The sequence below is a fragment of the Hyalangium minutum genome (assembly GCF_000737315.1).
Lineage (GTDB): Bacteria > Myxococcota > Myxococcia > Myxococcales > Myxococcaceae > Hyalangium > Hyalangium minutum.
Genome location: NZ_JMCB01000006.1, coordinates 100,207 through 122,921 on the forward strand (window position 1 = coordinate 100,207; position 22,715 = coordinate 122,921).

Sequence of the window (22,715 nt, forward strand, 5' to 3'; positions counted from 1 at the left end):
CGGGGGCTGCCTCACCGCCGAATTCCAGAGGCGCGGCGCTCAGCGCACCGGCGTCTCGCTGATCAGCAGCGTCTTCGTGGAGAAGCTCCTGGCGCAGGTGGAGACCTGCCGCTCACCGCACTGGATCGGGGTGGTGGCGCGCGTCTGCGAGCTGAAGCAGCTGGCGCCCTCCGCAGTCCACTCGGCCTCCCCCACCCAGCTCTCCGTGTCGCTCTGGACGCCCAGCGAGTCGTAGAGGTTGATGAGGTTGCCGTTCACCGTGTACGAGGAGCCGTTGCCGCAGAAGTCCGCGCGCACCATGCGGGTGCACGCCTGGTGGTGATCCTCCAGGCTCACCCCGTTCACCGAGCGCCACGGCGCGTAGCCGAAGCGCACGCACTTGGCGAGCGCCGCGCCCTCGCACGCGAAGGTGAAGGAGTTGGCGTCGTAGATCTTCCGGCCGCCCCCGCTCACGCCCTCGCGGTAGTCCCAGCGGTTCTCCAGAGCAATGGCGCCGGTGGCCGAGCCATCCGCGTTGGTGCAGATGGGGTACCACTGGCCATCCCCCGTGTTCTGGTACGACACCCGGTAGCTCCAGACATCCTGGTTGGCGCCCTCGCCCTGGATCATGTCCTCGATGCGCAGCGTCAAGATCGTGCCATCCTGCAGCACCCCCGTGAAGCGCGTCTGCAGGAAGTCCTTGCCGGACAGCTCCTGCGTGCCGGACAGGCCGTGGAAGGTGGAGCCCTCGAGCCACACATTGCTGAGCGGCAGGCTCATGCCCTCGCGCTGGGCGCCCGCGTAACGCACCGCAACAAGCTTCGATCCCAGCGCCGTCCCGTTGACCTCCCGTCCATTGATCTCCCGGCCGTTGATTTCCCGGCCATTGTCAGTCACCAGACTGTGTGCGGACGACTCCAGCGCGGGCGCAAGCGCGTCCCCGGCATCCGCGGTCCCACACCCCATCGCCCCACCGGCCAGAATCGCCGCCACCACCACGAACCGGACACCCATACGCCACCTCCGCATCCACCTTCTTCGGATGCACCGGAGGGTGTGCAGCGGGGGGTGGGCGGGCAAGGTGAGGACAGTGCCTCAGGCACTTGCAGCGTTGATTCCTGGGCCCCCAAAGTGGCCGTGAGCACAGAGGAAGTGGGTTTTGTGTCCTCCGGTGAGCAGCGTGTCTCAAAGATGAGAAGAGGATGGGAAGAGGCCCCCCACCCTTAATTCCCGCTATTTCCCAGAAGGCGGTGTTGCGCAGACGCGCAGGCCCACCGTGAGATCCCGGAGCGAGGCATCGGAGGAGTCCCGATTGGCGGAGCGGGCGGTGTTGGGGCCGTAGTAGTAGCTGCCCCCGCGCGCGACCGGCTTGGTGGAGTCCCACCAGTTGCGCGTCCACTCCCACGCATTGCCCGCCATGTCCTCCACCCCGAAGGGGCTGGCGGACCGAGGGTAGGTGCCCACCTCGTCCGGGCCAAAGCCGCCGGAGCGCTGGCCGTAGGTGCTGTCGATGTTGGCGTCATCCACCTCGAGCTTGGGGCCGTGAGGGTATTCGCGCCCGTCCACGCCTCGGGCGGCGCGCTCCCACTCCAACTCCGTGCACAGCCGGGCCCCCGGCACCCCGCCCTGCGAGAGGGGCCGCCGGGCCAGCCAGGCGACATATGCCTCCGCGTCCGTGAGGTTGATGCCGGTGACAGGCATGCGCAGCCAGTCCTGCTCGGCCCGCTGGGTGCGTTCGGCGTAGCGCAGCTTCGCGCCCTCGCGGACCACGTACTCCGGGGAGCCCGGGCTGGGCTTCAGGTGCAGCACCCACGTCCCCTGCACCCGCTCCAGCTTCAGCTGGCCGACCGAGTCCTTCACTCCCGGCGTCCGGCGGATGCGCTCCTCTTCGGGCAGCTCCTCCAGGAAGGCCAGCCACTGCTGGTAGGTCGTCTCATGGCGGGCAATGAGGAAGCCCGCCGTGGAGCGCTCGTGGAGGGGCACTGTCTTCAAGAAGTCGCGCATGGCGTCCACGGAACTGCCAAAGCGCAGGGGCCCTGGAGGCACGTAGATGAAGTCCTGGGGGAGCGTCCCTTCCGGCAAGAGCGGCAGCTTGAGCAGCCGCTTCTCGCCCCGCGTGAGCTGCAAGGGCATGGAGGCAGGCACATGGCCCGGAGCGCGTGCCGTCAGCTGGTACAGGCCGGGTAGCACCGGCGTGCCCTTCCAGGTCCCGGAGGTGAACCGGACCGGTGTCCTGGGCTCCTCGTCGAGATCCGCGTCATCCGCCAGCGGCAGGAGCTCCACCTCGGCCCCGGGTGCCTCCACCTCCAGCGTGACGAGCGCGGGAGCGGTCCACCGGCTCCACCGCTGCTCGTCCACGTCATAGAGGCGCAAGCGCTGCAGCAACGCGGGCAGCGTGGCCAGCTCTCCCTCCTGCTCGGCGAGGAGCGCGCGCTCGTAGAGGTAGTCCGCCAGCGCCTCCCTCACGATGCCCCGGTCAGGTGCCAGCACCAGCGCGCGCTCCAGCCCGTAGGCCACGGCGTTGAAGTGCTGGCGGACCTGGGCACTGCGGCTCGCGGCGTGCGTCCACGCGGCTTCCCCTTCGGCCTTGAGGCCCGCCCCGTACCGCTGGAAGGCTTCCGCGCGCTCGACCACCAACGCCTCGCGCTCGCCGCGAGCCTGCTCCAGGCCCCGCGTGGACTCGGCCAGCAGCGTGCGAACCTGCTCCTCGAGCTGCATGCGCTCGCGAAGCCGGCCGCTGCCATACACGAGCCCCAGCAGCAGCAAGAAGCCCGCGGCCAGGGCGCGCCGGGCCCTGCGGCTGCGCACCACCGTGCGGCGGGACTCCTCCAGGAACTCCTGCTCCCGGCGCGTCAGCTCGCCCGGGTCCAGCACCGCCGTCTCGGCCAGCTGCCGGGAGCCCCAGAGCACGTCGCGCGTGTGCCCCAGCCGCTCCCACTGCGCGGCGGACGACTCCAGCCGGGCCTGCACCTCGCGGCGCTCGGCGGCCTCGGCCAGCCAGCGGGCCAGCGTCTTCCAGCCGGTGACGAGCGCCTCGTGCGCCACTTCATAGGAGGTGCCGTCCTCCGCCTCGCGGGCCACCAGCAGGCGCGCGCGCACCAGCGCCTCCAGCGCCGCGCGGTAACGAGGATCCGCGCCCACCAGCTCCCGGTCCGTCTTCCGGGCGCGCGTGCCGTCGGCGGTGATGAGGCGCAGCAGCACCCCACGCGCGGCCACCCGCTGATCCGGGAGCAGGCTGTCCACGGCCGCATCCGCGTGCTTCGCCAGCGCGCCCGACACGCCGCCCAGCCCGTCCAACGCGGCCTGGGTGATCACCTCGGCGGCCTTGTCGCGCGCCTCCCACAGCTCAGCGAGGGCGAACTGGAGCAGCGGCAGCCCGCCCTCGGTGGCGGCGGTGGCGGCCACCAGCGTGTCCACCAGCGCCTCGGACTCGAAGCGCACGCCCTTCACGCGCGCCGGGCCGACGATGGCCTCGCGCATCTCCTCGGGCGTCAGCGCGCGCAGCAGGTAGAGCGCCCGCGGCAGCTCGGCACCGAGCCCCGGCACCGCCGTGAGCCGCGTGAGGAAGTCACTGCGGCCCGTGGCCAGCAGCCGTACGCCCGTCACGCCCTCGGCCAGCTCGCCCAGCGCGAGGCCCGCCTGCGCGGCCTCCTCGGGCACGGAGAGCGTCACCAACTCCTCGAGCTGATCCATATAAAGGATGAGCCCGTCCTTGGCGCCCAGCTTCGCGCGCAGCCGCCGTGCCAGCTGCGTCGGCTCCGTGTGGAGCAACTGGGCCAGGGGCTCCTCCTCCATCTCCAGCACGGGGGCGAGCGCCGCGGCGAGCGCGGCCACGGGGCGGCGGCCCGGCACCAGGCGCGCGCTCTTCCACTTCCGGCCGTCCTCCAGCACCCCCTCCGCGATGAGGGGGATGACGCCGGCCAGACACAGCGAGGACTTGCCCACGCCCGAGTCGCCGGTGATGAGCAGGAAGGGCTCTCCCTTGAGGCGCTCGATGACCGCGCGCTGCTCGCGCCGGCGGCCGAAGAAGAGGGCGCGGTGCTCGGCCTCGAAGGCCTGCAGGCCGCGGAACGGGTTGCCCTCGGGGATGGCGCCAGCAGAGAGTTCGTCCCGGCCGACCTGCTCCAGCGCGTCGAGCATCGCCGCGGCCGAGGAGTAGCGCTCCGAGGGCTCCCGGCGCAGGCAGCGCTCGATGACGGCGGCGAGGTTCGGATCCACGCCGGTCGCGGCCTCGGCGAGGGGACGCGCGTCCCGGCTGCGGACCTCCTCGGACAGCTCGCGCCAGGGCACGTCGCGGAAGGGGCCCTTGCCCGAGACCAGCTCGTAGAGCACGAGGCCCAGCGAGTACACGTCGCTGCGCGCCGTGAGGTCCTCGCCGGCCCACGCCTCCGGGGACATGTAATAGGGCGTGCCCACCAGCGCGCCGCGAGGGAGCGAGGGGAGGAACACGCCGTCCAGCGAGCGGGCGCCGAAGCCCGGGCTGGCGTCCGGGTCGAGCTCGGCGGGCAGCTCGGGCGGAGTGGGCGGTCGGCTCGGGCTCTTGCCGGGCTCGGCGGCGGAGGAATCCAGCAGCTTGGCCAGACCGAAGTCGAGCAGCTTCACCTCGCCGCTCTCGGTGAGCACGGCGTTGCCGGGCTTGATGTCGCGGTGGAGTACGCCGCGGCGGTGGGCGGCGCTCAGTCCTCGCGCCAGGTCCTTGCCGATGGAGAGGGCCCGCTCCCCAGACACGGGCTTGGCGAGCCGGTCCAGGCTGACGCCGCGGATGAACTCGGAGATGAGGTACGGCTGCTCCTCGAGCTGCCCCACGCGGTAGAGGGTGACGACGTTGGGGTGCTGGATGCGGGCAGCGGCCCGGGCCTCCACGAGGAAGTGGGACAGGGCGTTGGGGCCGAGGGCGGGGATGAACTTCACCGCCACGGGGCGCTCGAGCAGCGTGTCGTGGGCCAGATACACCCGCCCCGTCCGCCCACGGCCAATGAGCCGGATCAGACGGTACTCGTCGAACTCCTGGGGAGGAGTCCACGCATCCGGGGGCGGAGAGGAGGCGGGAGAGGCCACGGTGGGTGCCTACGTGCCCGGACCTCGGCGATCAAGCCGTCCCGGGAGTCCGTACACGCGAGGGGGCTAGGGCTTGTCCTTTGCCTTGCTCGGCTTGAGCATGGTGCGGATCTTGTTTTCGAGGTCCTGTGGCAAACAGGGCTTGGCGACGAACTCGTCGGCGCCGGCGTCCTTGGCTTGGTTCTCGCTGCCGGCGAGCACGTGGCCGCTGAGGGCCATCACGGGGATGTCGCGGGTGCGGGAGTCTCCCTTGATGAGGCGGGTGGCCTCCCATCCGTCCATGACGGGCAGAGACAGGTCCATGAGGATGATGTCGGGCTCGGCGACCTGGGCCTTCTCCACGGCCTCGGCGCCGTTGCGAGCGGTCTCTACCTGGAAGCCCGCGAACTCGAGGTACTCCGCATACATCTCCCGGGCGTCATCGAAGTCATCGACGACGAGGACGCGCTTCTTCGAGGGTGCGGACTCGGCGCTTGCACCCGCCTCTGCTGGCGGAAGTTTGGGGGCCGATTGGCTCATGGCTCGGAGGGTCTCCAGCAAAAGAGGCGATAGGGCGATCATTCTATACACAGACTGCACTCCGCGCCCTGCCCCCCCCACCCCCGGGGCGTACACCAGCGCGCGTTCGAAGTGTCCTGAAGACGACACCGCCCCCTCGGAGAGGTTCCAAGGAAGCAGTTCCGGGAGTCTCCCAGCGCGGACGCCCCGTCCACGGCGGCGGACGGTCAGCCATGGGCGCCGAGAGAGGCGAAGCCACTAGGATGCGCGGCACACCTCCTGCACTTCACGAAGGGTATGACCCCCTCTCAAGCCCTCTTTCTCTCGCTGTGCTTGTTGTCCTCCGCGTGTATCAGCCTGCCCGACATCGACGATTCGCTTCCTGGGCCAGATGGAGGCCCTCCCATCGATGGTGGCATAGACGGAGGAAACACGGATCAGACGCCTCCGACGCTCGTCCGCACCACACCGCCACATGGCTCGACCCGAGTGCCCGTCGACTCGACGGTGGAGCTCGAGTTCTCCGAAGCGATGGTGGAGAGCAGCTTGCAGCTCACCTCGGTGCCAACGGTGTCCTTCACATTGGAGTCCTGGGCCTCCGAGTCGAAGCGCGCCGTCTTCCGCCCCTCAGCGCCCCTGGCCCAGGATCAGCAATACGCGCTCACGGCCGAGGGCAAGGACCTGGCGGGCAACACCCTCACGGGTAGTCACAGCTTTGCCTTCACCACGGTGGGCCCTGCGCCGGACACCACACCTCCCACCCTCGTCAGCACTTCGCCCACGAATCGAGCCTTGGCCCTTCCCAGAGACACCAAGATCAAGCTCACCTTCTCCGAACCAATGAATCGCGCATCGGTGGAACGGGCCTTTTCAATCGTATCGCCGATGGAGGCTCAGGCAGGGACTATGGCCTGGAACTCGACAGGCACAGTTGCCGAGTTCACTCCGGACACCTTGCTCCCCTACACTTCAACCGTCGCCTGGGAACTCTCGGCAGCAGCGACAGACCTCGTGGGAAACGCGCTGAGCCCAGCTTCATCGCTGTTCTACGTCGCCACTCAGCGGACCTACTCACTCACTCCAATGAATATTGGTAGTGAATCTCATCTATCAAGCACCACACCGGCCGCTCAGATCGTCCCCTGGAATATCGGGGACGATGCATCAAACAGACCTCTCCAGGTATTTCTCTCTTTTCATCTGCAGCCTCTGTTCGACTCACAAGTGACCCGGATCCTCTCCGCCAGCCTGAGATGGCCTCATGTCGATCCTGGTATTTCCACTTTCGATTCCTTGGGCAGGTTCGCCGTAGACCTCGTGAGTTACCCCCCCTCGAACTCAAACGCTTTCACCACAGCCCCCATCGGGCAGCCTCTCTTCCTGACCTACCAGGATTTAGGCGGCGCCTCGGACATCACCACGGTCAATGTCACTCCCATGGTGCTGGACTCATGGGCGAATCAGGCTTCCCGCTATGAACGCGCGCAGTTCAGGCTCAGCTTCGAATCCTGGACAGACCAGGACAGCACCCCCGACTTCCTTCAAGTCAATCCGTTTTATCTCGTGCTGACAGTCACTTGCGAGCAACCGTAGGACGCGGGCCGCATCTCAGGCTGCCCCTGCCGCAGTGACAGAAAAAAAACGCCGCCCCCCCGGAAAGGCTCCGAGAGGGCGGCAGGACTGCGTTCAGCCCGTGTTCAGCGCTGCGTCATCACGGCGCAGCGACGGGCACGGCGATCGGGGTGATCAGCGAGCCGTTGACGGTGATGTCGGCCGTCTGAGCCACACCCCAGCCGGACTCATAGGCATCGACGCTCGGGGTCAGCTTGCTGAAGTGGATGAACAGGCTGGTGCCCGGCTGCAAGGAGACGAAGGTCGCCGAAGGCGTCGCCGGCGGCGAGTAGGTGAAGGAGAAGCGGGTGCTGTAGCCCGAGGTGTCGAACGGGAAGACCGGCTCCTCGGCGGGAGTCCGGGTCGCGATGGGCTTGGTGGGCTCCGCCATCTGCAGCGTGAAGCCAACGCCGGTGCTGCGGCCCGTGGACGGATCGCGCTCGCCCGTCGCGTCACCTATCTTGCCGCTCCCGTTGAGATCCAGTCCTACATAGACCTGCGCGTACTGGGTCTCGAGCAGCGGCGTCATCACCTGGTTGAAGTTCACGTACACGGTCTCGAGGCGGTCGATGAGGCCGTTGTTCGTGGTCACCTCCTGGAACCTCACGCTCTCGACGGCGATGGCCGGCGGGCTGCTCAGATCACCGCCGAAGAACGCCACCGTCGAACCGGTGGTGAAGGGAGCGCCGCCGGCGAGCGGCACGGCGCGGATATACAGGTTGTACTCGCGGCCTGCGGACAGCGCCTGGCCCGGCTTGATGGTCAGCACCGTGCCGCCACCCGTCACGTCCCTGGAGACGGCCAGGCTCTCCTTGCCGTACTCGTCCGTCAGCCCCACCACCACCGAGCTGGCCTGCACCGGCTGGTTGAAGACGATGTAGATACCGTCGGTCGGCTTGACCATGTTGTGCTGCGGCTTGGTCTGGAGGTTGCCGGGCTGCAGCGCCCCCAGGCTGCTGTACCTCACCGCCAGGGCTTCGCCCGGGCTATAGGCCGGAGGCAGCCGCTCCGTCTTCACCGTGCCCTGCCTCACCAGGTCCGTAGCCGGGTAGTTAATCACCAGTCCGCCCGCCTCGTAGATGCCGTCGCCGTTGGTGTCCAGCGCGTTGACCGACAGCAGGTAGCTGCCGCCCAGACGGGACAGCTCGACCGGCGAAGGGACCTTATCAAAGGTGATGAGACCGTTGTTGTCCGACACCGCCTCCACCACCACGCGGCTCGTGGTCGACTCGGACAGGCCGAAGAGCACGCGGCCCGCGGGGTTCACGTCCAGCGTGCCACGCGCATTCGCCGCAGGGCGGCCATCCGGCCCGAACAGGTAGAACTTCACCGAGCCATTCAGCTCCGACAGCAGCACCGGGCCAAAGCTCGCGTTGCCGTTGTTGATGGGCACATTGCCCGCGGTGCTCGGGACCACCGAGGAGGCGCGCAGCGAGGCGAAGCCGTCCTTGCTGAACGTCAGCAGCACCTGGGCGCCGCCCGGCACATCCTTGAAGATGAAGTTGCCGCCGGCATCCGTCGTCACCGGAGCCACCGTCGCGCTGCCGATCGTCATCGTGACGTTGACGCTCGCCAGCGGCTGCTGCTGGGTCGTCAGCACCTGGCCGGAGACCGTGCCCTTCGGCGTCGCAGGAACCACCACCGATACGTTGTTCGGATCCTGGATACCGTCCGCAATTCCGTCACCGTTGGCGTCCTCGGCACCACCGCACCCGGCCATCAGAAACGGCACGAGGGCCATTGCCAGCTTCTTCATCGTCCCCACCTTGAGAGTTTTCTGAGAAGTTCACGCCGCGACACAGGGCGGCGACGGGACACTCTCCGACTCGGGGGGCGGACGTCAAGAGAGTGACAGTCGGATCAACCCAGGACGTCCTGCTAGGGTTTACCCACATGTCCGACGTGAACGACCCTTGCCTGGGGTGCGCCGTGGTGAGCGGCGCCACCCGCCCCGTGGGAGGCATCCTCGCCCGCGCGCCCGGCCTGGTGCTCCATGGCGTGGCCGGCCCCAGCCCCGTGCCCGGCTGGGTGGTCATCTCCAGCGAGCGCCATGTGCGCGGCCTGTACGACTTGGACGAGCCCACCGCCCGGGAGCTGGGCGCCTTCGCGGCCCGGGTGATGCGTGCTCAGCGCCAAGCGCTCGGCGCCGCGCATGCCTACGCCTTCGCCATCGGCGACGTGCTGCGCCACTTCCACCTGCACCTCGTGCCCCGCTACCGGGACACGCCCCCCCACCTGTGGGGCCGGGCCGTCTTCGAGGCCTCCGCCCAGGAGCACCTCCCCGCCGAGCAGCTGGAGGCTGCGGCCCAGACCCTTGCCGCGGCGCTGGCCTCCGAGTCCTGAGCCCCACGGGCCGCCGCCTGCCTGCCCCCGCCCAAGTCCGGAGGCCAGGATTTCTCAGGGGCCCGTGGACCTCTCCCCTCGGGGTAGGGAGAATGCCGACTCTCCCATGATTTCGCTTCGTCCCACCCTGCTCGCCCTGACCCTGCTGCTCGTGCCACCCCTGGCGCGGGCCAACAACACCGCAGACGAGGCGGATGTCGCCTTCGAGCTGGGCAACGAAGCCTATGCCAAGGGCAACTACAACGAGGCCCTCGGCTCCTACTTCGCCAGCTACCGGCTCGTCCCCAACCGCAACGTCCTCTTCAACATCGCCCGCTGCTACGAGGCTCAGAACCGCTTCAACGAGGCCTACCGCTACTACAACGACTTGCTCAGCGAGGGCCTGCCGGACGACGACTCCGCCGAGGTGAAGCGCTCGCTGGAGCGGCTCCGTCCCAAGGTGGCGCTGATCCGCGTGGCCACCTCGCCCGAGGGCGCCGAGGTCTACATCGACCGCACGGACCTGGGCAGCCGCGGGCGCTCGCCTCAGACGCTGGCCCTGTCGCCGGGCCGCCACAAGGTCATGGTGAAGAAGGAGGGCTACCGTCCCGCCGAGGCCAACGTCGTGCTCACGCGCGGCCGCTCCGTGACGCAGAGCTTCGAGCTGCCCCTCATCACCGGCACCGTGGAGGTCTCCGGCACCCCCGAGGATGCCGAGGTCCGCACCGCCCAGGACGGCCCTGTCGTCGCCACGGTGCCCGGCAAGCTCGTCCTCCCTCCCGGCCAGCACGTGCTCTACGTGCGCGCCCAGGGCCACGCGCCCGCGCAGCTCGTGGTCGAAGTGCCCGCCGATGGCACCGTGAAGGTGCCCGTGGCGCTCGGCAGCCAGGCCAAGCCCACGGGCCGCCTCGTCGTCACCGCCAACCGCGATAACGCCGCCGTGCGCGTGGACGGCAAGCCCGTAGGCTTCACCCCCACGGTGCTCACCCTCACCGAGGGAGACCACGTCCTCGAGGTGGAGAGCCTCGAGGTGCGCCCCCTGCGCCAGACGGTGACGGTGGTGGCGGATCAGGAGATCAAGGTCTTCGCCGAGCTGCGCTACTCCCCGCCTCCCGTGCGCGCCGCCTCCAAGGGCCTCACCTCCGTGGACGAGGCCCCCGCCTCCACCACCGTGCTCACCCAGGAGGAGCTGCGCGCCTTCGGCTGGCAGACGCTCGCCCAGGCCATCGCGGGCGTGCGCGGCTTCTTCCTCTCGGACGACCGCACCTACAACTACATCGGCGTGCGCGGCTTCTCCCCGCCGGGAGACCTCAACACCCGCATCCTCATCCTCTGGGATGGGCATTCCATGAACGACGTGTGGGCCGGCCAGGGCTACGCGGGGCATGACCTCTCGGTGAATCTGGAGGAGGTGGAGCGCATCGAGGTGGTCCGCGGCCCGGGCAGCGCGCTCTACGGCACGGGCGCCTTCTTCGCCGTCATCAACGTGGTGCCGCGTGAGTCCCTGGGCGTGCAGAAGCACGTGGAGGTGACGGGCACGGTGGGAGCGCTGGGGACACTGGGAGTGAACGCCGCGGCGGCCTGGGAGGGCGGCCAGGACCGCTCCGTGCTGGTGTCCGCGGCGCTGGTGCACGCCACGGGCGCCGAGACGACGCTGCTGGACCCTACCACCCGGGTGGTGGGGCTCGACGGCGAGCGCGCCCTGAGCGGCTCCGTGTACGCGCGCCTCGGCCACCTCACCCTCATGGGCCGCCTCAACAGCCGCGTGAAGGCCATCCCCACCGGCCCCTTCGGCAGCGCCATTGGCGTGGAGGGCACCCAGTCGTTGGACACGCGCGGCTTCCTCGAGGCGCGCTATGAGCGGCCCCTGAGCGACACCCTCCAGCTCTCCCTGCGGGGCTCGTTCGACCTGAGCCGCTACCGCGGCGACCGGGCCTATGAAGTCAACGGCGGAGAGAGCTACAACCTGGAGAGCGAGGGCGGCCGCGCCGACTGGGTCTCCGCCGAAGCGCGCCTGCGCATGGCCGTGTTCGACGGCAACGCCCTCACCCTGGGCCTGGAGGGCCAGGGCCAGCTCCGGGTGGAGCAGGAGACGTACGGCCTGAACGGCGGCATCCCGCTGCCCACCAAGACGCGCACGCTGCTGTCGCTCTACCTGATGGACGAGTGGCGCCTGCACCCGCGGCTGAGCCTGTCCGCGGGCCTGCGCGTGGACAAGTACCTGGACCTGGACGCCATTCCCATCACCCCGCGCCTGGCCCTCATCGCCCGGCCCTACACCGCGGGCCTCACCAAGCTCGTCGCCGGCCGCGCCTTCCGCGCCCCCAACGTCTACGAGCTGTTCTACGAGGACAAGCTGGAGACGCAGCGGCCCGCCGAGGGGCTGGATCCGGAGACCATCACCACCTTCGAGGTGGAGCACTCGCACGACCTGACGGACGAGCTGCGCCTCACCGTGGCGGGCTACCACAACCGCATCTCCAACCTGGTGACGCTGGCCACGGACGCACTGCCCCAGCCCCAGTGCGGCACCCCTACCGAACCCGCGCAGTGCTTCGTGTTCGCCAACAGCGCCACGGAGACGCTCGCGTGGGGCGCGGAGGCCGGCGTGCACTGGCAGCCCGGCCGCTTCCTGCTGGTGGACCTGAGCTACTCCTACGTCACCCTGCGCCACGTGCTCGACGAGGTCCGCGACGCCAAGCCCGCCCACATCGTCTCGGGCCGGATGATGCTGCCGCTGGGCACGGGCGAGGTGCGGCTGGCCACGCAGGCCACCTACCAGAGCGCGCGCAACGGCGACTCGGACGGCACCAAGATTGGCGAGGCGCTGCTCATCGCGCTGGGCGTCTCGGGCGAGTACTCGCGCTTCCGCTACTTCGCGGGCGTGCAGAACCTGCTGGACGAGCAGTATGTGCTGCCGGTGAACTCGGAGACCTCGGCGCGGCCCGTCCCCCAGTACGGCCGCACCTTCACCCTGCAGCTGACGGGCTCCTACTGATGAGTGTCTGGACAGAAGCGCGCTCGGCGGCTCGGGAACTGACGGACGCGGCCGTGCGCACGGCGTACCGCGGCGCGTACTCGCTGGCCATGGCGTACTGGTTCGTGCGCCGCCCCTCCACCGGTGGCGTCTTCGTGGGGGTGTGGCACGGCCGGCGCGTGCTGCTGCTGCAGAACTCCTACAAGCGCCTGTTCAGCATGCCCGGCGGCGGCGCCCACCCGGGCGAGTCCCACCTGGAGACGGGGCTGCGCGAGCTGCACGAGGAGGTGGGCCTCACCTTGAGCGCCTCCCAGCTCCGCACCGCCCTCGATGTCGTGCACTACGAGGAGTACAAGCGCGACCACGTCTACTTCCTGGAGGTGGACCTGGACACCGAGCCGGCGCTCACCATCGACCGCCGGGAGGTGGTCTGGGCCGCCTTCCTCGACGTGGATGCCGCGCTCCAGCTCCCGGTGGCCTCTCCCATCCGCGACTACCTCACCGAGGCCGCGCGGCGCCGTGCCGCCCCCGCTCCCTCCTCATGACTCCCCCCGAGCTGCTCTTCATCCACCCCGAGCACCCGCTCTACCCGGAGGAGCTGGAGCTGCGCTTCCGCGTGCTGCGCGAGCCGCTGGGCCTGCCCCGCTCCGCCGTCACCTTCCCCTTCGAGGCCCAGAGCCTCCACCTCGTGGCGCGCCAGGGCAGCGCGGTGGTGGGCTGCGTCCTCTTCCACCCCGAGGACACCCACGGGGGCCGCCTCTTTCAGATGGCCGTCACCCCCACGCTCCAGGGACAGGGGCTGGGCGCGCGGCTCGTGGTGGCGCTGGAGGAGGAGCTGCGGCGGCGGGGCTTCACGCACGTGCACCTCCACGCCCGCTCCCAGGTGGTCCCCTTCTACGAGCGGCTCGGCTACGCGGTGTACGGCGAGCCCTTCGAGGAGCGGACCCTCCCTCACCGCCATATGCGCAAGACACTGGCGTCATCTATCCTTCCGGGCCCAAGGAGCCCGGAGGCATGACGGCAACCCCCGCACGGACACAGGCCCAGCGCGCCCAAGCGTTCTTCGAGCTGCACCAGCGCATCCAGCTCATCGACGATGAGAAGGCCCAGGACGCGCTGCTGGAGCAGCTGAAGCACCCCTCGCGGCCCTACATCGTCTCGTTCGTCAACGCCCACGCGGCGAACCTGGGCTGGAACACCCCGTCCATGCTGGAGAGCCTGCTGCGCTCGGACCTGCTGCTGCGCGACGGCATCGGCGTGAAGCTGGGGCTCAAGGCGTTCCGGCGTCCGCCCGGGCTGAACATGAACGGCACGGACTTCATCCCCAGGATTGCTCGGGCCTACAAAGGACGCCGCGCCGCGCTGTTCGGGACGCAGTCCCCCTGGCTGGACACAGCGCGTCAGAAGCTGGAGGCCGAGGGCCTGGTGGTGGTGGCGTGCCATGAGGGCTTCTCGCCGCCAGAGACGTACCTGGAGCTGGCCGAGAAGACGCAGCCAGAGCTCATCATCCTGGCCATGGGCATGCCCAAGCAGGAGGACATCGCCGTGAAGCTGCGGGAGCGGCTGGCCCACCCAGTGCTCATCGTCAACGGGGGCGCCATCCTGGATTTCCTGGGAGGCAAGGTAACCCGGGCTCCGGAAGCCATGCGCAACATCGGCATGGAGTGGGTGTATCGCCTCTACTTGGAACCCAAGCGATTGGCCAAGCGCTACCTGTGGGGCATCCCCGTCTTCTTTTCGCACGTAGCAGTCACGCGCTTGGTCGGTCCCCGGACACCCGAGGGTGAGGGCAGGTCCTCGTGACCCCCCCTTGTCCCCAAACGGAAAGTGCGCGTTCCTAAGGCTCCCGATGGACACTGTTCGCGCCCACCAGGACTTCCTGCGCACCCGAATCTTCCCCGGACTGGATGGGCTGCGTTGCGTGAGCATCCTGCTGGTGATGGCCCACCACGTCTCTGGCCTGCACCACGGCTTCCTGGGCCGAGGCTACCTGGGCGTGTCGCTCTTCTTCGCCATCAGCGGGTTCCTCATCACCTCGCTGCTCTTGCGTGAGCGGGACGCGCACGGGTTCATCTCCCTGGGGCGCTTCTACGGCCGGCGCTCGCTGCGCATCTTCCCGCTCTACTATGCGGTGCTGAGCGTCTACGTGGTGCTGGTGCTCCTCTTCGAGAAAGGAGCGCAGGAGAAGGCGGACTTCTTCGCCAACCTTCCGGCCTTCCTCACGTACACCTCCAACTGGTTCGTGCCGCAGGAGCCGAACACCCGGATCATCTTCTACTTCGCCTGGTCCCTGGCCACCGAAGAGCAGTTCTACCTGCTGTGGCCCGGCGTCATGCGCGTGGCCCACCGGTGGGGCGCGGTGGCCTTCATGGCGGGGCTGCTCGCCATCTCGCTCTGGGCGCCCTGGGCCGTGGAGACGGGGCGACTGGATGGCACCCTGATGTCGGTGCGCATCCTCGCCAGCTTCGCCGCGCCCATCTGCATGGGGTGCCTGGCGGCCTATGCCGTGCACTCGCCCGTGGGCTTCGCGTGGGTGTACCGCGTGCTCGGCTACAAGTGGATGCCTCCCCTGCTGCTGGTGCTCACGCTGGCCGCCGTGGCGACGAACGGCGTGCCCTACGGCCTCACCTCGCTGGTGATGACGGCGCTGGTGGTGTCCGCCTGCCTGCGGACGGACCACCTGCTGATGCCCGCGCTCACGCTGGCGCCCATCCGCCACATCGGGGTGATCAGCTACGGCGTGTACCTGCTGCACATGATCTGCCTGAACCTGGTGCGCCGCGCGGTGCCCGGCCAGGGCTTCGCCGTCACCTTCCTGGTGACCCTGGGCGTGACGGTGGTGGCGGCCACGCTGAGCTACCGCTACTTCGAGAGCTGGTTCCTGCGCCTCAAGGAGCGCCTGGCCGCCGGCCCTGCCCCGGCGAAGGCTTCCCCGGCGCCTTCGACGGCTCCAGCATCAAGTCCAATACCGTGATGGAGTAGGGCGGAAGCTTCGCCCCCACCATGCCCGAGCCCATGGAGCTGGCCTGCTGCTCGGCAAAGCCGCTGGCCTCGCCCACGTAGGTCATCACCCGTGCGGCCTTCACTGCCCCACAGCCCTTGAGCTCCACCCGGGCGTCCCGCGCGGTGTCCGGCTCCACGTTGAGCGCGATGGCCACCACCCGCCGCCCATCCGCGCTGCGCGAGGCGAACAGTGAAGTGCCCTGCTCCGCCTTCGAGGGCACGTAGACATCCTGGAACCGCCCGCCCTCGCCGTCGAAGTTCCGGTAGGCCCGGAAGGCCCACCACGCGGGACTGCGCGGCGGCGGATAGGCGAAGTAGAAGGCCGCGGTGACGCCCCCCTCGGCGAAGCGGCCGAGCGCCTCGGCCTGCGCCAGCCCACCGCTCATGTGCTGCGCGGCGCCGAAGTTGTACTCGCCAATGGCGATGCCCCGGCCCGGGTAGTTCTCCTCCACCATCTTCTTCAGGCGGGGGATGAGCCGCACCGGCTCGCCGATCCAGGACTCGTCCTTGTAGTTCGCATCCCACAGGGCCCGCGTGGAGCGGATGCGCAGCGCCGCCGTCTCCGGGTCCGTCTTCTCGCCCTTGTCGGGCGAGACGCCGTCGGCCTGCGGGTAGAAGTGCACGTCCAACACGTCAAGGACGCGGGTGCCCGTCTTCTTCTCGTGCTCGCGCAGCTTCTTCAGGTACCAGGTCAGCAGGGGCACATTGCCGTGGGCCTTGCGGTCCGCATCCTTGTCCCTCCCCTCCGCCACGTCCGCCGCCGAGCGGAAGTAGGCCGTCCAGCCCCACTCGGCGGGCCCGGCGATGACAGCCTCCGGGTCCGCCTGCCGCACGGCCGTGCCGTAGGAGACGGTGCGCTCCATCAGCTCGTCATACGTGGTGGGCTCCGGGTGCACGTCCCGGTGCGTCGAGTTCCACAGCATGGGCTCGTTGTCGAGGAAGTACATCTGCACGCTGCGCCCGCGCTCCACGTCCTTCTTGCGCATGGCGCGCACCCACTCGCCGATGAACTCGGGCGGCGCGGGCACGCTGGTGCGCGTGGGCATGGGCGGCGCCAGCTCGCGGCCCGAGGACGTCCGGCCATTGCCCGCCTCGGGCACGTCCGGATCCATCTTCTCCTGAGGGCCGAACTTCGACGCCGGGAAGCTCACGGAGCTCGTGTCCTTGGCCACCCAGCCGATCATCGGCACCGTGAGCGCGGACTGGAGGCCATGCTCCCGGTTCGCCTTGAGGAACTCCTCATAGGTGAAGTCTGGCCGGTCTCCCGGCGACACGTTGCGGAAGAACCAGTCGTTGGCCGTGTTCCACGCGTTGATCTTCCAGTTGTAGCGGGTGGTGGGGTTGCCGCCCCAGCGGCGCACCGTGGCCCCCAGCTCGAACTGGTGCGTGCTCCGGCCCTCCTTCAGCGCATCGAAGGCAATGCCGTAGATCTGCGGGCTGATGGACTGCCCAGGCCCTGTGCAGTCCACGGACAGGTTCGCCGGACGCGGAGGCCCCACGGCCACGCGCGCCATGCCCGCCGCCGGCATGCCCGTCTCCGCCGCCATCATGCTGGTGAAGCCAATGCGATCCAGCTGCACCCACTCGGTGCCCACGCGCTTGTGCGCGCGCATGATGACGCGATCGAACGGGTTTCCCTTCGGGTTGAGCTCGCCCATGGGCAGGAGCACCTGCACCCAGTCTCCATCCCGGCCCGCCAGGTGCTGGGCACTCACGCGCACGCGGGGGAACACCGCCTTGTCCCCGTTATCCACCCGCACTTCGAGGAAGTCGCCGTAGTTGGAGGGCGCCTGGTACCGGAACGCCAGCCCACCGAAGCGGCCCTCCAGCGGCTGCTGGCGGCGCAGCGTCCACCCGCCCAGGTCCGCCATCATCACCTTCGCGGGCGACATGCTCTCCACCTGTCGCTCGCTCCAGCCCTCCGCCGTCCAGCCCGTCTTGAGGCCATGGTCGAAGGCCATCTCGAGCAGCTGCATCGAGGCCTCCTGCGGGGCCTCCTCGGACAAGCTGACGCCCGGCAGTGTGAAGCCAATGCGATCCAGCTCCACCCACCCCGTGTCCACGCGCTTGTGCGCCCGGACGATGAAGCGGTCGAACGGCTTGCGGTCTGGGTTCAGCTCCGCCATCGGGATGAGGAGCTGCGTCCATTCCCCGTCCATCCCCATCATGTGGCGCGAGCTCACCTTCACGCGGGGGAACGTGGCCTCTTCACTGGAGTCCAGCCGCACCTCGAGGAACTCACCGAAGTCCGAAGGCGCCTTGTACCGGAACGCCAGTCCACCATAGCCGGGCTTGAGCGGGCTCGCGTGCCGCAGCGCCCAGCCTCCGAGCTCGGCCATCTTCACCTTCGCCGGGCCCTGGCCCTTCACCTCGCGATCGCCCCAGCCGGCGTCCACCCAGCCCGGCTTGAGGCCGCCCTGGTAGACCACCTCGGCCAGCGCCACCGAGACCCCCGTCTTCGCGGGCGCCATGGAGCCGCCGCTGGGACTCGGGGGCATCACGGCCTGTGTGCCGCCGTTCTCACACGCCGCCAGCAGCAGCACGCACGCCGTCAGCAGGGCTTTCAGGTGAGGGCAGCTCTCGCCTCGGCTCCCCGTCAGGGCCGTTGCGCGGCGCCCTCCGGCCGCGTGTCTCATGACGCTCCGCTCGAGTCCTTTCCCGCGCCCTGCTGGGCCAAGAAGCCGCCACTCGCGGCCACCTCCCGATAACGCGAGATGCGCCGGGCCACTTCCCGCCACGAGCCCGCCTCCGCCCTCGCCCCGCGCAGGTACTCCATCGTGTAGGCCACCGACGTGCTCTTGAAGGCCACTTGGTTGAGCCCCAGCCGGTCTGCCAGCCGCGCCACGCCCATGAGCGCGTCCGTCACTGGCTTGGTCGGCCCCGGCAGCGCCACCGCCGTGGCCAGCAGCGGCCGAGCCAGCGCGTTCATCTCGAAGAGCATCCGCCACGGGTCCACCTGCGGCACGTCCGAGTGCCGCTCGGACAGCCGCGAGTCCATGATGCCGTAGCGGTGCGCCCGCGCGAGCCACTTCTCGAAGCTGGTGTGGTCGGAGCCGTGCAGCACATACGAGTCGTTGCAGAAGCGCACTTGGCAGCCGGACTTCTCGAGGCGGATGCCCAGCTCGATGTCCTCGGACTGCTTCAGGTTCGGATCAAACCCGCCCACCGCCACGTAGTCCTCGCGGCGGAACGACACGTTGCCCGTGTAGAGGTTCCACCCGTGGGCGCCCTCCTCGTGCAGCCGCTTGGCCAGCCGGTCGTGCAGGTACGCGTACCAGCGCTCGAAGAGCGGCATGTCCAAGATGGCCGGATCCGGATCAATGCGGCCCAGCACCACGTTGCGCGAGCCGGGCGGGTGCTGCTCCAGATGCCGCTGGACGAAGTTCTCGGGCACCTGCATGTCGTCATCCGTGATGATGACCACCTCACCCTGGGCCGCGAGCACGCCCCGGTGCCGCGCCGCCGCGGCGCCGGCGTTCTTCTGCGTCTCCACGCGCAGCGAGTACGGCAGCTCCTGGGCGAGCTCCGCCAGGGGCCCTGCCGCAGGCTCCTTGGAGCCGTCATCCACGATGACGACTTCGTAGTCCGTGGGAGGAAGCGTCTGGGTCGCGAGCTGCTTGAGGAGCCGCGGCAGCAGGGTCAGCCGGTTGTACGTGGCCATGACCACGCTCACCCGAGGCTTTGGCCCTTCAGTCCGCGGCGGAGTCTCCGAGCCCGCCGAGGGCGAATCGCTCACCTCTTGCTCCCCGCCTTCTGACCCAGCGTGACGCTGCCCAGGAAGCGCGCCTTGCCGATCAGCTCCAGCGTCTGGCGCGCCGCGGAGAACTGCGTCGAGCCCAGCGGCACGCACAGCAGGGCGCGCTCAGCGGCCAGCGCCACCTCGAGCCCCACCGGGTTGGTGAGAATCGAGTCGATGGAGACGACGACCATGCCGCCCTGCTCCACGAACGCCCGCATGTCACGCACCAGACGGCTGCCAGCACCCGGGGGCAGCCCCTCGGCGTCGATCAGCCGGAGGGGCCGCTCGCGGTACTGGTTGCCCACCTCGACGATGGCCCGGCCCGCCATGAGCGCGGAGGCGCCCGGCTGCGCGGGCACCACCACCAGCGAGTTCCACTTCTCGCGCTGGGTCAGCAACGTCCACAGGTGCAGCAGCTCCGCCGGAATGGGCTCGGCGGGTGCGGGGATGACCTCATTGTGAACCGGCTCCTCGGGCGGGAGCGGCACAGGGGTCGGTGTGCCCCGGACGACAGACCAGGGACGAGGACGGCCCGCTCCCGCCTTGGGGCTGGTGCTCTCGCCCCCGCGAGACGGGTTGTTTCCCCCCGGATTGTCGTTGGACTCGTACATAGGCGGATCCAGTCTACTCATTTTCTGACCAGTGCCCAGGGGTGCATCGAACCCAGGATCAGGCGACTCAACAGATATTCTGCTGCGATCCGCTCGTACTGAACGCGCCCCTTTGCGGCTCATGTGCGCCCACCTCCGTCCTGCACCGACGCAAACGCTTCAGCTGCGTTACCTGCAGGAACAGGCGCCCCAGCGTTCTTCCAGGCGCCCGTGAGTGTGGCCAACTTCCCGGAAACAGTGACGGCCAGCGCGATCAGGATGGTGCAGTACCAGCTGGTGATGCCCATGTCTCCGAAGCACTGGTTGATGTAGGCAAAGACGATGGAGACGACCACGAGGCCCCCTGCTCGCCAGTGAGGCGGGTGAGCACGGTGGTAGGCGCGCACGGCGAAGTACACGGTGAGTGCAACGAACAACCACACGCCCGTGAAGCCCACCATCCCGCCAAAGGCCAACAGGCCCAGCACCGAGTTGTGCGGGTGGTACAGGTAGTCCTCGAACAGATGGGAGATGTCCGCGAGCTTGATCACCTCTTGGAACCCGTGCCCGTAGCCCGTGCCGAGCATGGGGTTATTCTGCCAGGTGGAAATGAGGTTGAAGTTCTCCACGTCGCGGTAGTCCATCTCGCCTGTGGCGTTGTGCTCGCCGACGATCATCGACTTGAACGTGTTCACTGGCGAGAAAATGCCTACCGGATTGGCCCAGCCGATGGCGACGTAGATGATGAACACCGGCGCCAGGAGGAGGCCGGCGCGCGTCGCGTAGCGCTTCACGCGGGACCACGGGCTGATCAGGAACATGGCGATCAGGCACTGGTTGAAGCTCGCGTAGGCGATGCGGCGATCGTTGTAGTCCATGCCCATCAGGATGACGGCGGACACCAGCACCATCCTCCGGAACGTCTTCCAGTTGGGCTCCTCCGTCCAGGAGCTCATCGCGATGGCCAGCCCCGTCACGTAGATCATCGTGTCCGAGTGCGTGGTGGCGTACTCGGTGTAGAGCCCCTGGGGCCGGGCGATGAAGACGATGAAGAAGGCGCCCAGGAAGGCCTTGGTGAAGGCGGCCCCCACGATGATGCGGCCGAGAATCCGGAAGTCCTCCGGCCCCTTGATGGAGGCGTTGAACAGCAGCACGAACATGGGCAGCAGCAGCAGCTTCTGGAGCTGCCACTTCGCCGGACGCCCGTCTCCGCCTCGCGCCACACCCCAGATGTACATCCAGGTGATGGTCGCCAGGATGAGCAGCAGCGCCATCACCAGCGGCCGGGGCAGCGGCGTCATCTTCTCGTCGATCTTCAGGCCCATGGCCTGCCGGTAGACGTAGAGGGCGATGAGCCCGAACACGGACAAGTCGATCAGCGTGAAGCCCAGGCCGGGCACGCCGGTGACGACGTTGAGGTTGAGGAACAGCAGGCGGCCCGGGAACGAGAGCGGGGACTGCCACTTGCCCGAGTAGGGCACCTCCACCGCGCAGTCCAAGATGAGCATCAACGCCAGCAGCGTGAGGACGGGGTAGCGGATGGGGACCTTGGCCAGCACCCACAGCAGGATGGCCGCCGCCACCGGTAGCATGGCCACCGCGGGGAAGAGGACGAGCAGCCCCAGCGTGGCCAGCACCACGCCGGCCAGCAGCGTCAGGAAGACAGGGGTGCGGGAGAGGAAGGCTTCCATCGTGGTCCTCGGGCGGCAGACACCGGGCGCACGCTCAGGGCTTGCGCGCCTCGCGGGTGGTGCGCACCCACTCCCCCTTCTTGTCTCGAGGGCCCGCCACCATCAGCCACACCTTCCACACCACGTAGAACGGCGCCGCCATCAGGTCCAACAGCCCCCGGGCGCCCATGCCCGACACCCACCAGCCGCGCAGCACGTAGAGGCCCAGGCTGGCCACGCAGAACGCCCCCGCGGCCAGGCTGAGCGGCGCGAACCCGGACACCCCGGAGAGCACGCCCGCGGCCACCGACAGCCCCACGGCGCCCAGCACCACGTAGCTCAGCGGCGGAACCAACAGGTCCATGGCCAGGTCCAGCAGCACGCCGTCGCGCTTGCGCAGGGCCTCGCCCAGCAGCGGCACGCCGAACTGCTTCGTCATCGCCCAGCGGCCCCCCTCCCAGCGGCGGCGCTGCGAGCGCGCGGCCTTCTCGGAGGACACCATCTCCCCGAGCACCTCGGCCTCCCACGCGTAGTGCACGCGGTGGCCCGCGCGGCCCAGGCGGATGCCGTACTCCAGGTCCTCGACGATGGAGAATGCGTCGTGCGGCACCTGGCGAATCACGCTGTGGGTGAAGCACATGCCGTTGCCGCGCAGACCGCACGAGACGCCCAGCCGCTCGCGGCCCAGCGAGCGCACCTTGTGGAACAGCGCCAGGGCAATGGTCATCAGCCGCGTGCGCCACGAGGCGCTTGGGTTCATCACGCCGTAGTGCGCCTGCACCGCGTGCGCGCCCGCCTCCAGCCGCAGCCCGAACGAGTGCAACAGGTGCGGAGACACCTCGGTGTCCGCGTCCACCACCACCACCGCGTCGGCAAAGCCGTCACTCAGGCTGCGCTCGAAGGCATGCGCCAGCGCGAAGCCCTTGCCGCGCTTCTCCGTGTCATGGCGCACCAGCACCGTGGCGCCAGCTTCGCGGGCCCGGTCCGCCGTGGCGTCCGAGCAGTTGTCCGCCACCACCAGGATGCGCCGCAGCGCCGCCGGGTAGTCCATGGCGGACAGGTTCGTCACCGTGCGGGCAATGCCCGCCTCCTCATTGTGCGCGGGGACGATGATGTCGAACTTCAGCCGCGGGGCCACCCGAGGCGGCGCCGCCTTGCCCGCCGACAACAGCGTCAGCAGCAGCAGATAGCCGCACGCCACCACCACCGGCAGCCCCAGCACGAACAACAGAACGTCCGCCCACATCACGGCATCACCCCGGCCCTGA

At 69.0% G+C, this 22,715-nt stretch carries 16 protein-coding genes; 7 read left to right on the plus strand and 9 right to left on the minus strand.

Annotated features, from left to right (window positions below):
* Window positions 1-39 precede the first annotated feature (39 nt).
* From DB31_RS15875 to DB31_RS15885, 3 genes are all read right to left on the minus strand, one after another.
* A complete protein-coding gene (locus DB31_RS15875) occupies window positions 40-993 on the minus strand; it encodes an ADYC domain-containing protein (RefSeq protein ID WP_044188363.1) in 954 nt (317 codons plus the stop codon).
* A gap of 219 nt (window positions 994-1,212) precedes the next feature.
* Window positions 1,213-5,037 (minus strand): bifunctional serine/threonine-protein kinase/formylglycine-generating enzyme family protein, encoded by a 3,825-nt coding sequence (locus DB31_RS15880; protein WP_044188364.1) that lies wholly within the window; start codon window positions 5,035-5,037, stop codon window positions 1,213-1,215.
* 66 nt (window positions 5,038-5,103) lie between these two features.
* The gene (locus DB31_RS15885) at window positions 5,104-5,556 is read right to left on the minus strand and encodes a response regulator (protein ID WP_044188365.1); all 453 of its coding nucleotides are present in this window, start codon (window positions 5,554-5,556) and stop codon (window positions 5,104-5,106) included.
* Between the two features lie 276 nt (window positions 5,557-5,832).
* Between DB31_RS15885 and DB31_RS15890 the strand changes: the two genes are divergently transcribed.
* The gene (locus DB31_RS15890; RefSeq protein ID WP_075306024.1) at window positions 5,833-7,128 is read left to right on the plus strand and encodes an Ig-like domain-containing domain; all 1,296 of its coding nucleotides are present in this window, start codon (window positions 5,833-5,835) and stop codon (window positions 7,126-7,128) included.
* Between the two features lie 118 nt (window positions 7,129-7,246).
* Here DB31_RS15890 and DB31_RS15895 read toward each other — a convergent pair whose 3' ends face one another.
* Window positions 7,247-8,902, minus strand: coding sequence for a carboxypeptidase-like regulatory domain-containing protein (locus DB31_RS15895; protein WP_044188370.1), 1,656 nt, complete (start codon window positions 8,900-8,902; stop codon window positions 7,247-7,249).
* Window positions 8,903-9,039: 137 nt separating this feature from the next.
* Here DB31_RS15895 and DB31_RS15900 point away from each other — a divergent pair, with 137 nt between their 5' ends.
* The 6 genes from DB31_RS15900 to DB31_RS15925 all read left to right on the plus strand — a co-directional run bounded on the left by DB31_RS15900 (window position 9,040) and on the right by DB31_RS15925 (window position 15,419).
* The gene (locus tag DB31_RS15900) at window positions 9,040-9,489 is read left to right on the plus strand and encodes an HIT family protein (RefSeq protein ID WP_044188372.1); all 450 of its coding nucleotides are present in this window, start codon (window positions 9,040-9,042) and stop codon (window positions 9,487-9,489) included.
* 106 nt (window positions 9,490-9,595) lie between these two features.
* Complete coding sequence (locus DB31_RS15905; RefSeq protein ID WP_044188375.1) at window positions 9,596-12,466, plus strand: TonB-dependent receptor domain-containing protein; 2,871 nt, start codon at window positions 9,596-9,598, stop codon at window positions 12,464-12,466.
* Window positions 12,466-12,990 (plus strand): NUDIX hydrolase, encoded by a 525-nt coding sequence (locus DB31_RS15910; protein ID WP_044188378.1) that lies wholly within the window; start codon window positions 12,466-12,468, stop codon window positions 12,988-12,990. The genes DB31_RS15905 and DB31_RS15910 overlap by 1 nt, the downstream gene beginning before the upstream one ends.
* Window positions 12,987-13,463: a GNAT family N-acetyltransferase gene (locus DB31_RS15915; protein WP_044188380.1), complete on the plus strand. Its 477-nt coding sequence runs from the start codon at window positions 12,987-12,989 to the stop codon at window positions 13,461-13,463. The genes DB31_RS15910 and DB31_RS15915 overlap by 4 nt, the downstream gene beginning before the upstream one ends.
* Window positions 13,460-14,248 carry a WecB/TagA/CpsF family glycosyltransferase gene (locus DB31_RS15920; RefSeq protein WP_044188383.1) on the plus strand — a complete coding sequence of 263 codons (789 nt, stop codon included), beginning with the start codon at window positions 13,460-13,462 and terminating at the stop codon, window positions 14,246-14,248. Before DB31_RS15915 ends, DB31_RS15920 begins: the two co-directional genes overlap by 4 nt.
* A 46-nt stretch (window positions 14,249-14,294) precedes the next feature.
* Complete coding sequence (locus DB31_RS15925; RefSeq protein WP_044188386.1) at window positions 14,295-15,419, plus strand: acyltransferase family protein; 1,125 nt, start codon at window positions 14,295-14,297, stop codon at window positions 15,417-15,419.
* Here the strand turns inward: DB31_RS15925 and DB31_RS15930 are convergent.
* From DB31_RS15930 to epsU, 5 genes are all read right to left on the minus strand, one after another.
* Window positions 15,334-18,084 (minus strand): glycoside hydrolase family 44 protein, encoded by a 2,751-nt coding sequence (locus DB31_RS15930; RefSeq protein WP_083968356.1) that lies wholly within the window; start codon window positions 18,082-18,084, stop codon window positions 15,334-15,336. The genes DB31_RS15925 and DB31_RS15930 overlap by 86 nt on opposite strands.
* Window positions 18,081-19,184, minus strand: coding sequence for an exopolysaccharide biosynthesis glycosyltransferase EpsD (gene epsD, locus DB31_RS15935; protein WP_240486724.1), 1,104 nt, complete (start codon window positions 19,182-19,184; stop codon window positions 18,081-18,083). The genes DB31_RS15930 and epsD overlap by 4 nt, the downstream gene beginning before the upstream one ends.
* Complete coding sequence (locus tag DB31_RS15940) at window positions 19,181-19,798, minus strand: hypothetical protein (protein ID WP_083968358.1); 618 nt, start codon at window positions 19,796-19,798, stop codon at window positions 19,181-19,183. The genes epsD and DB31_RS15940 overlap by 4 nt, the downstream gene beginning before the upstream one ends.
* A gap of 119 nt (window positions 19,799-19,917) precedes the next feature.
* The gene (gene wzy / locus DB31_RS15945) at window positions 19,918-21,468 is read right to left on the minus strand and encodes an exopolysaccharide repeat unit polymerase (protein WP_044188388.1); all 1,551 of its coding nucleotides are present in this window, start codon (window positions 21,466-21,468) and stop codon (window positions 19,918-19,920) included.
* 34 nt (window positions 21,469-21,502) lie between these two features.
* Entirely contained in the window at window positions 21,503-22,693 is a 1,191-nt protein-coding gene (epsU, locus tag DB31_RS15950) for an exopolysaccharide biosynthesis GT2 family glycosyltransferase EpsU (protein ID WP_205628521.1), read from the minus strand.
* Window positions 22,694-22,715: the final 22 nt, after the last annotated feature.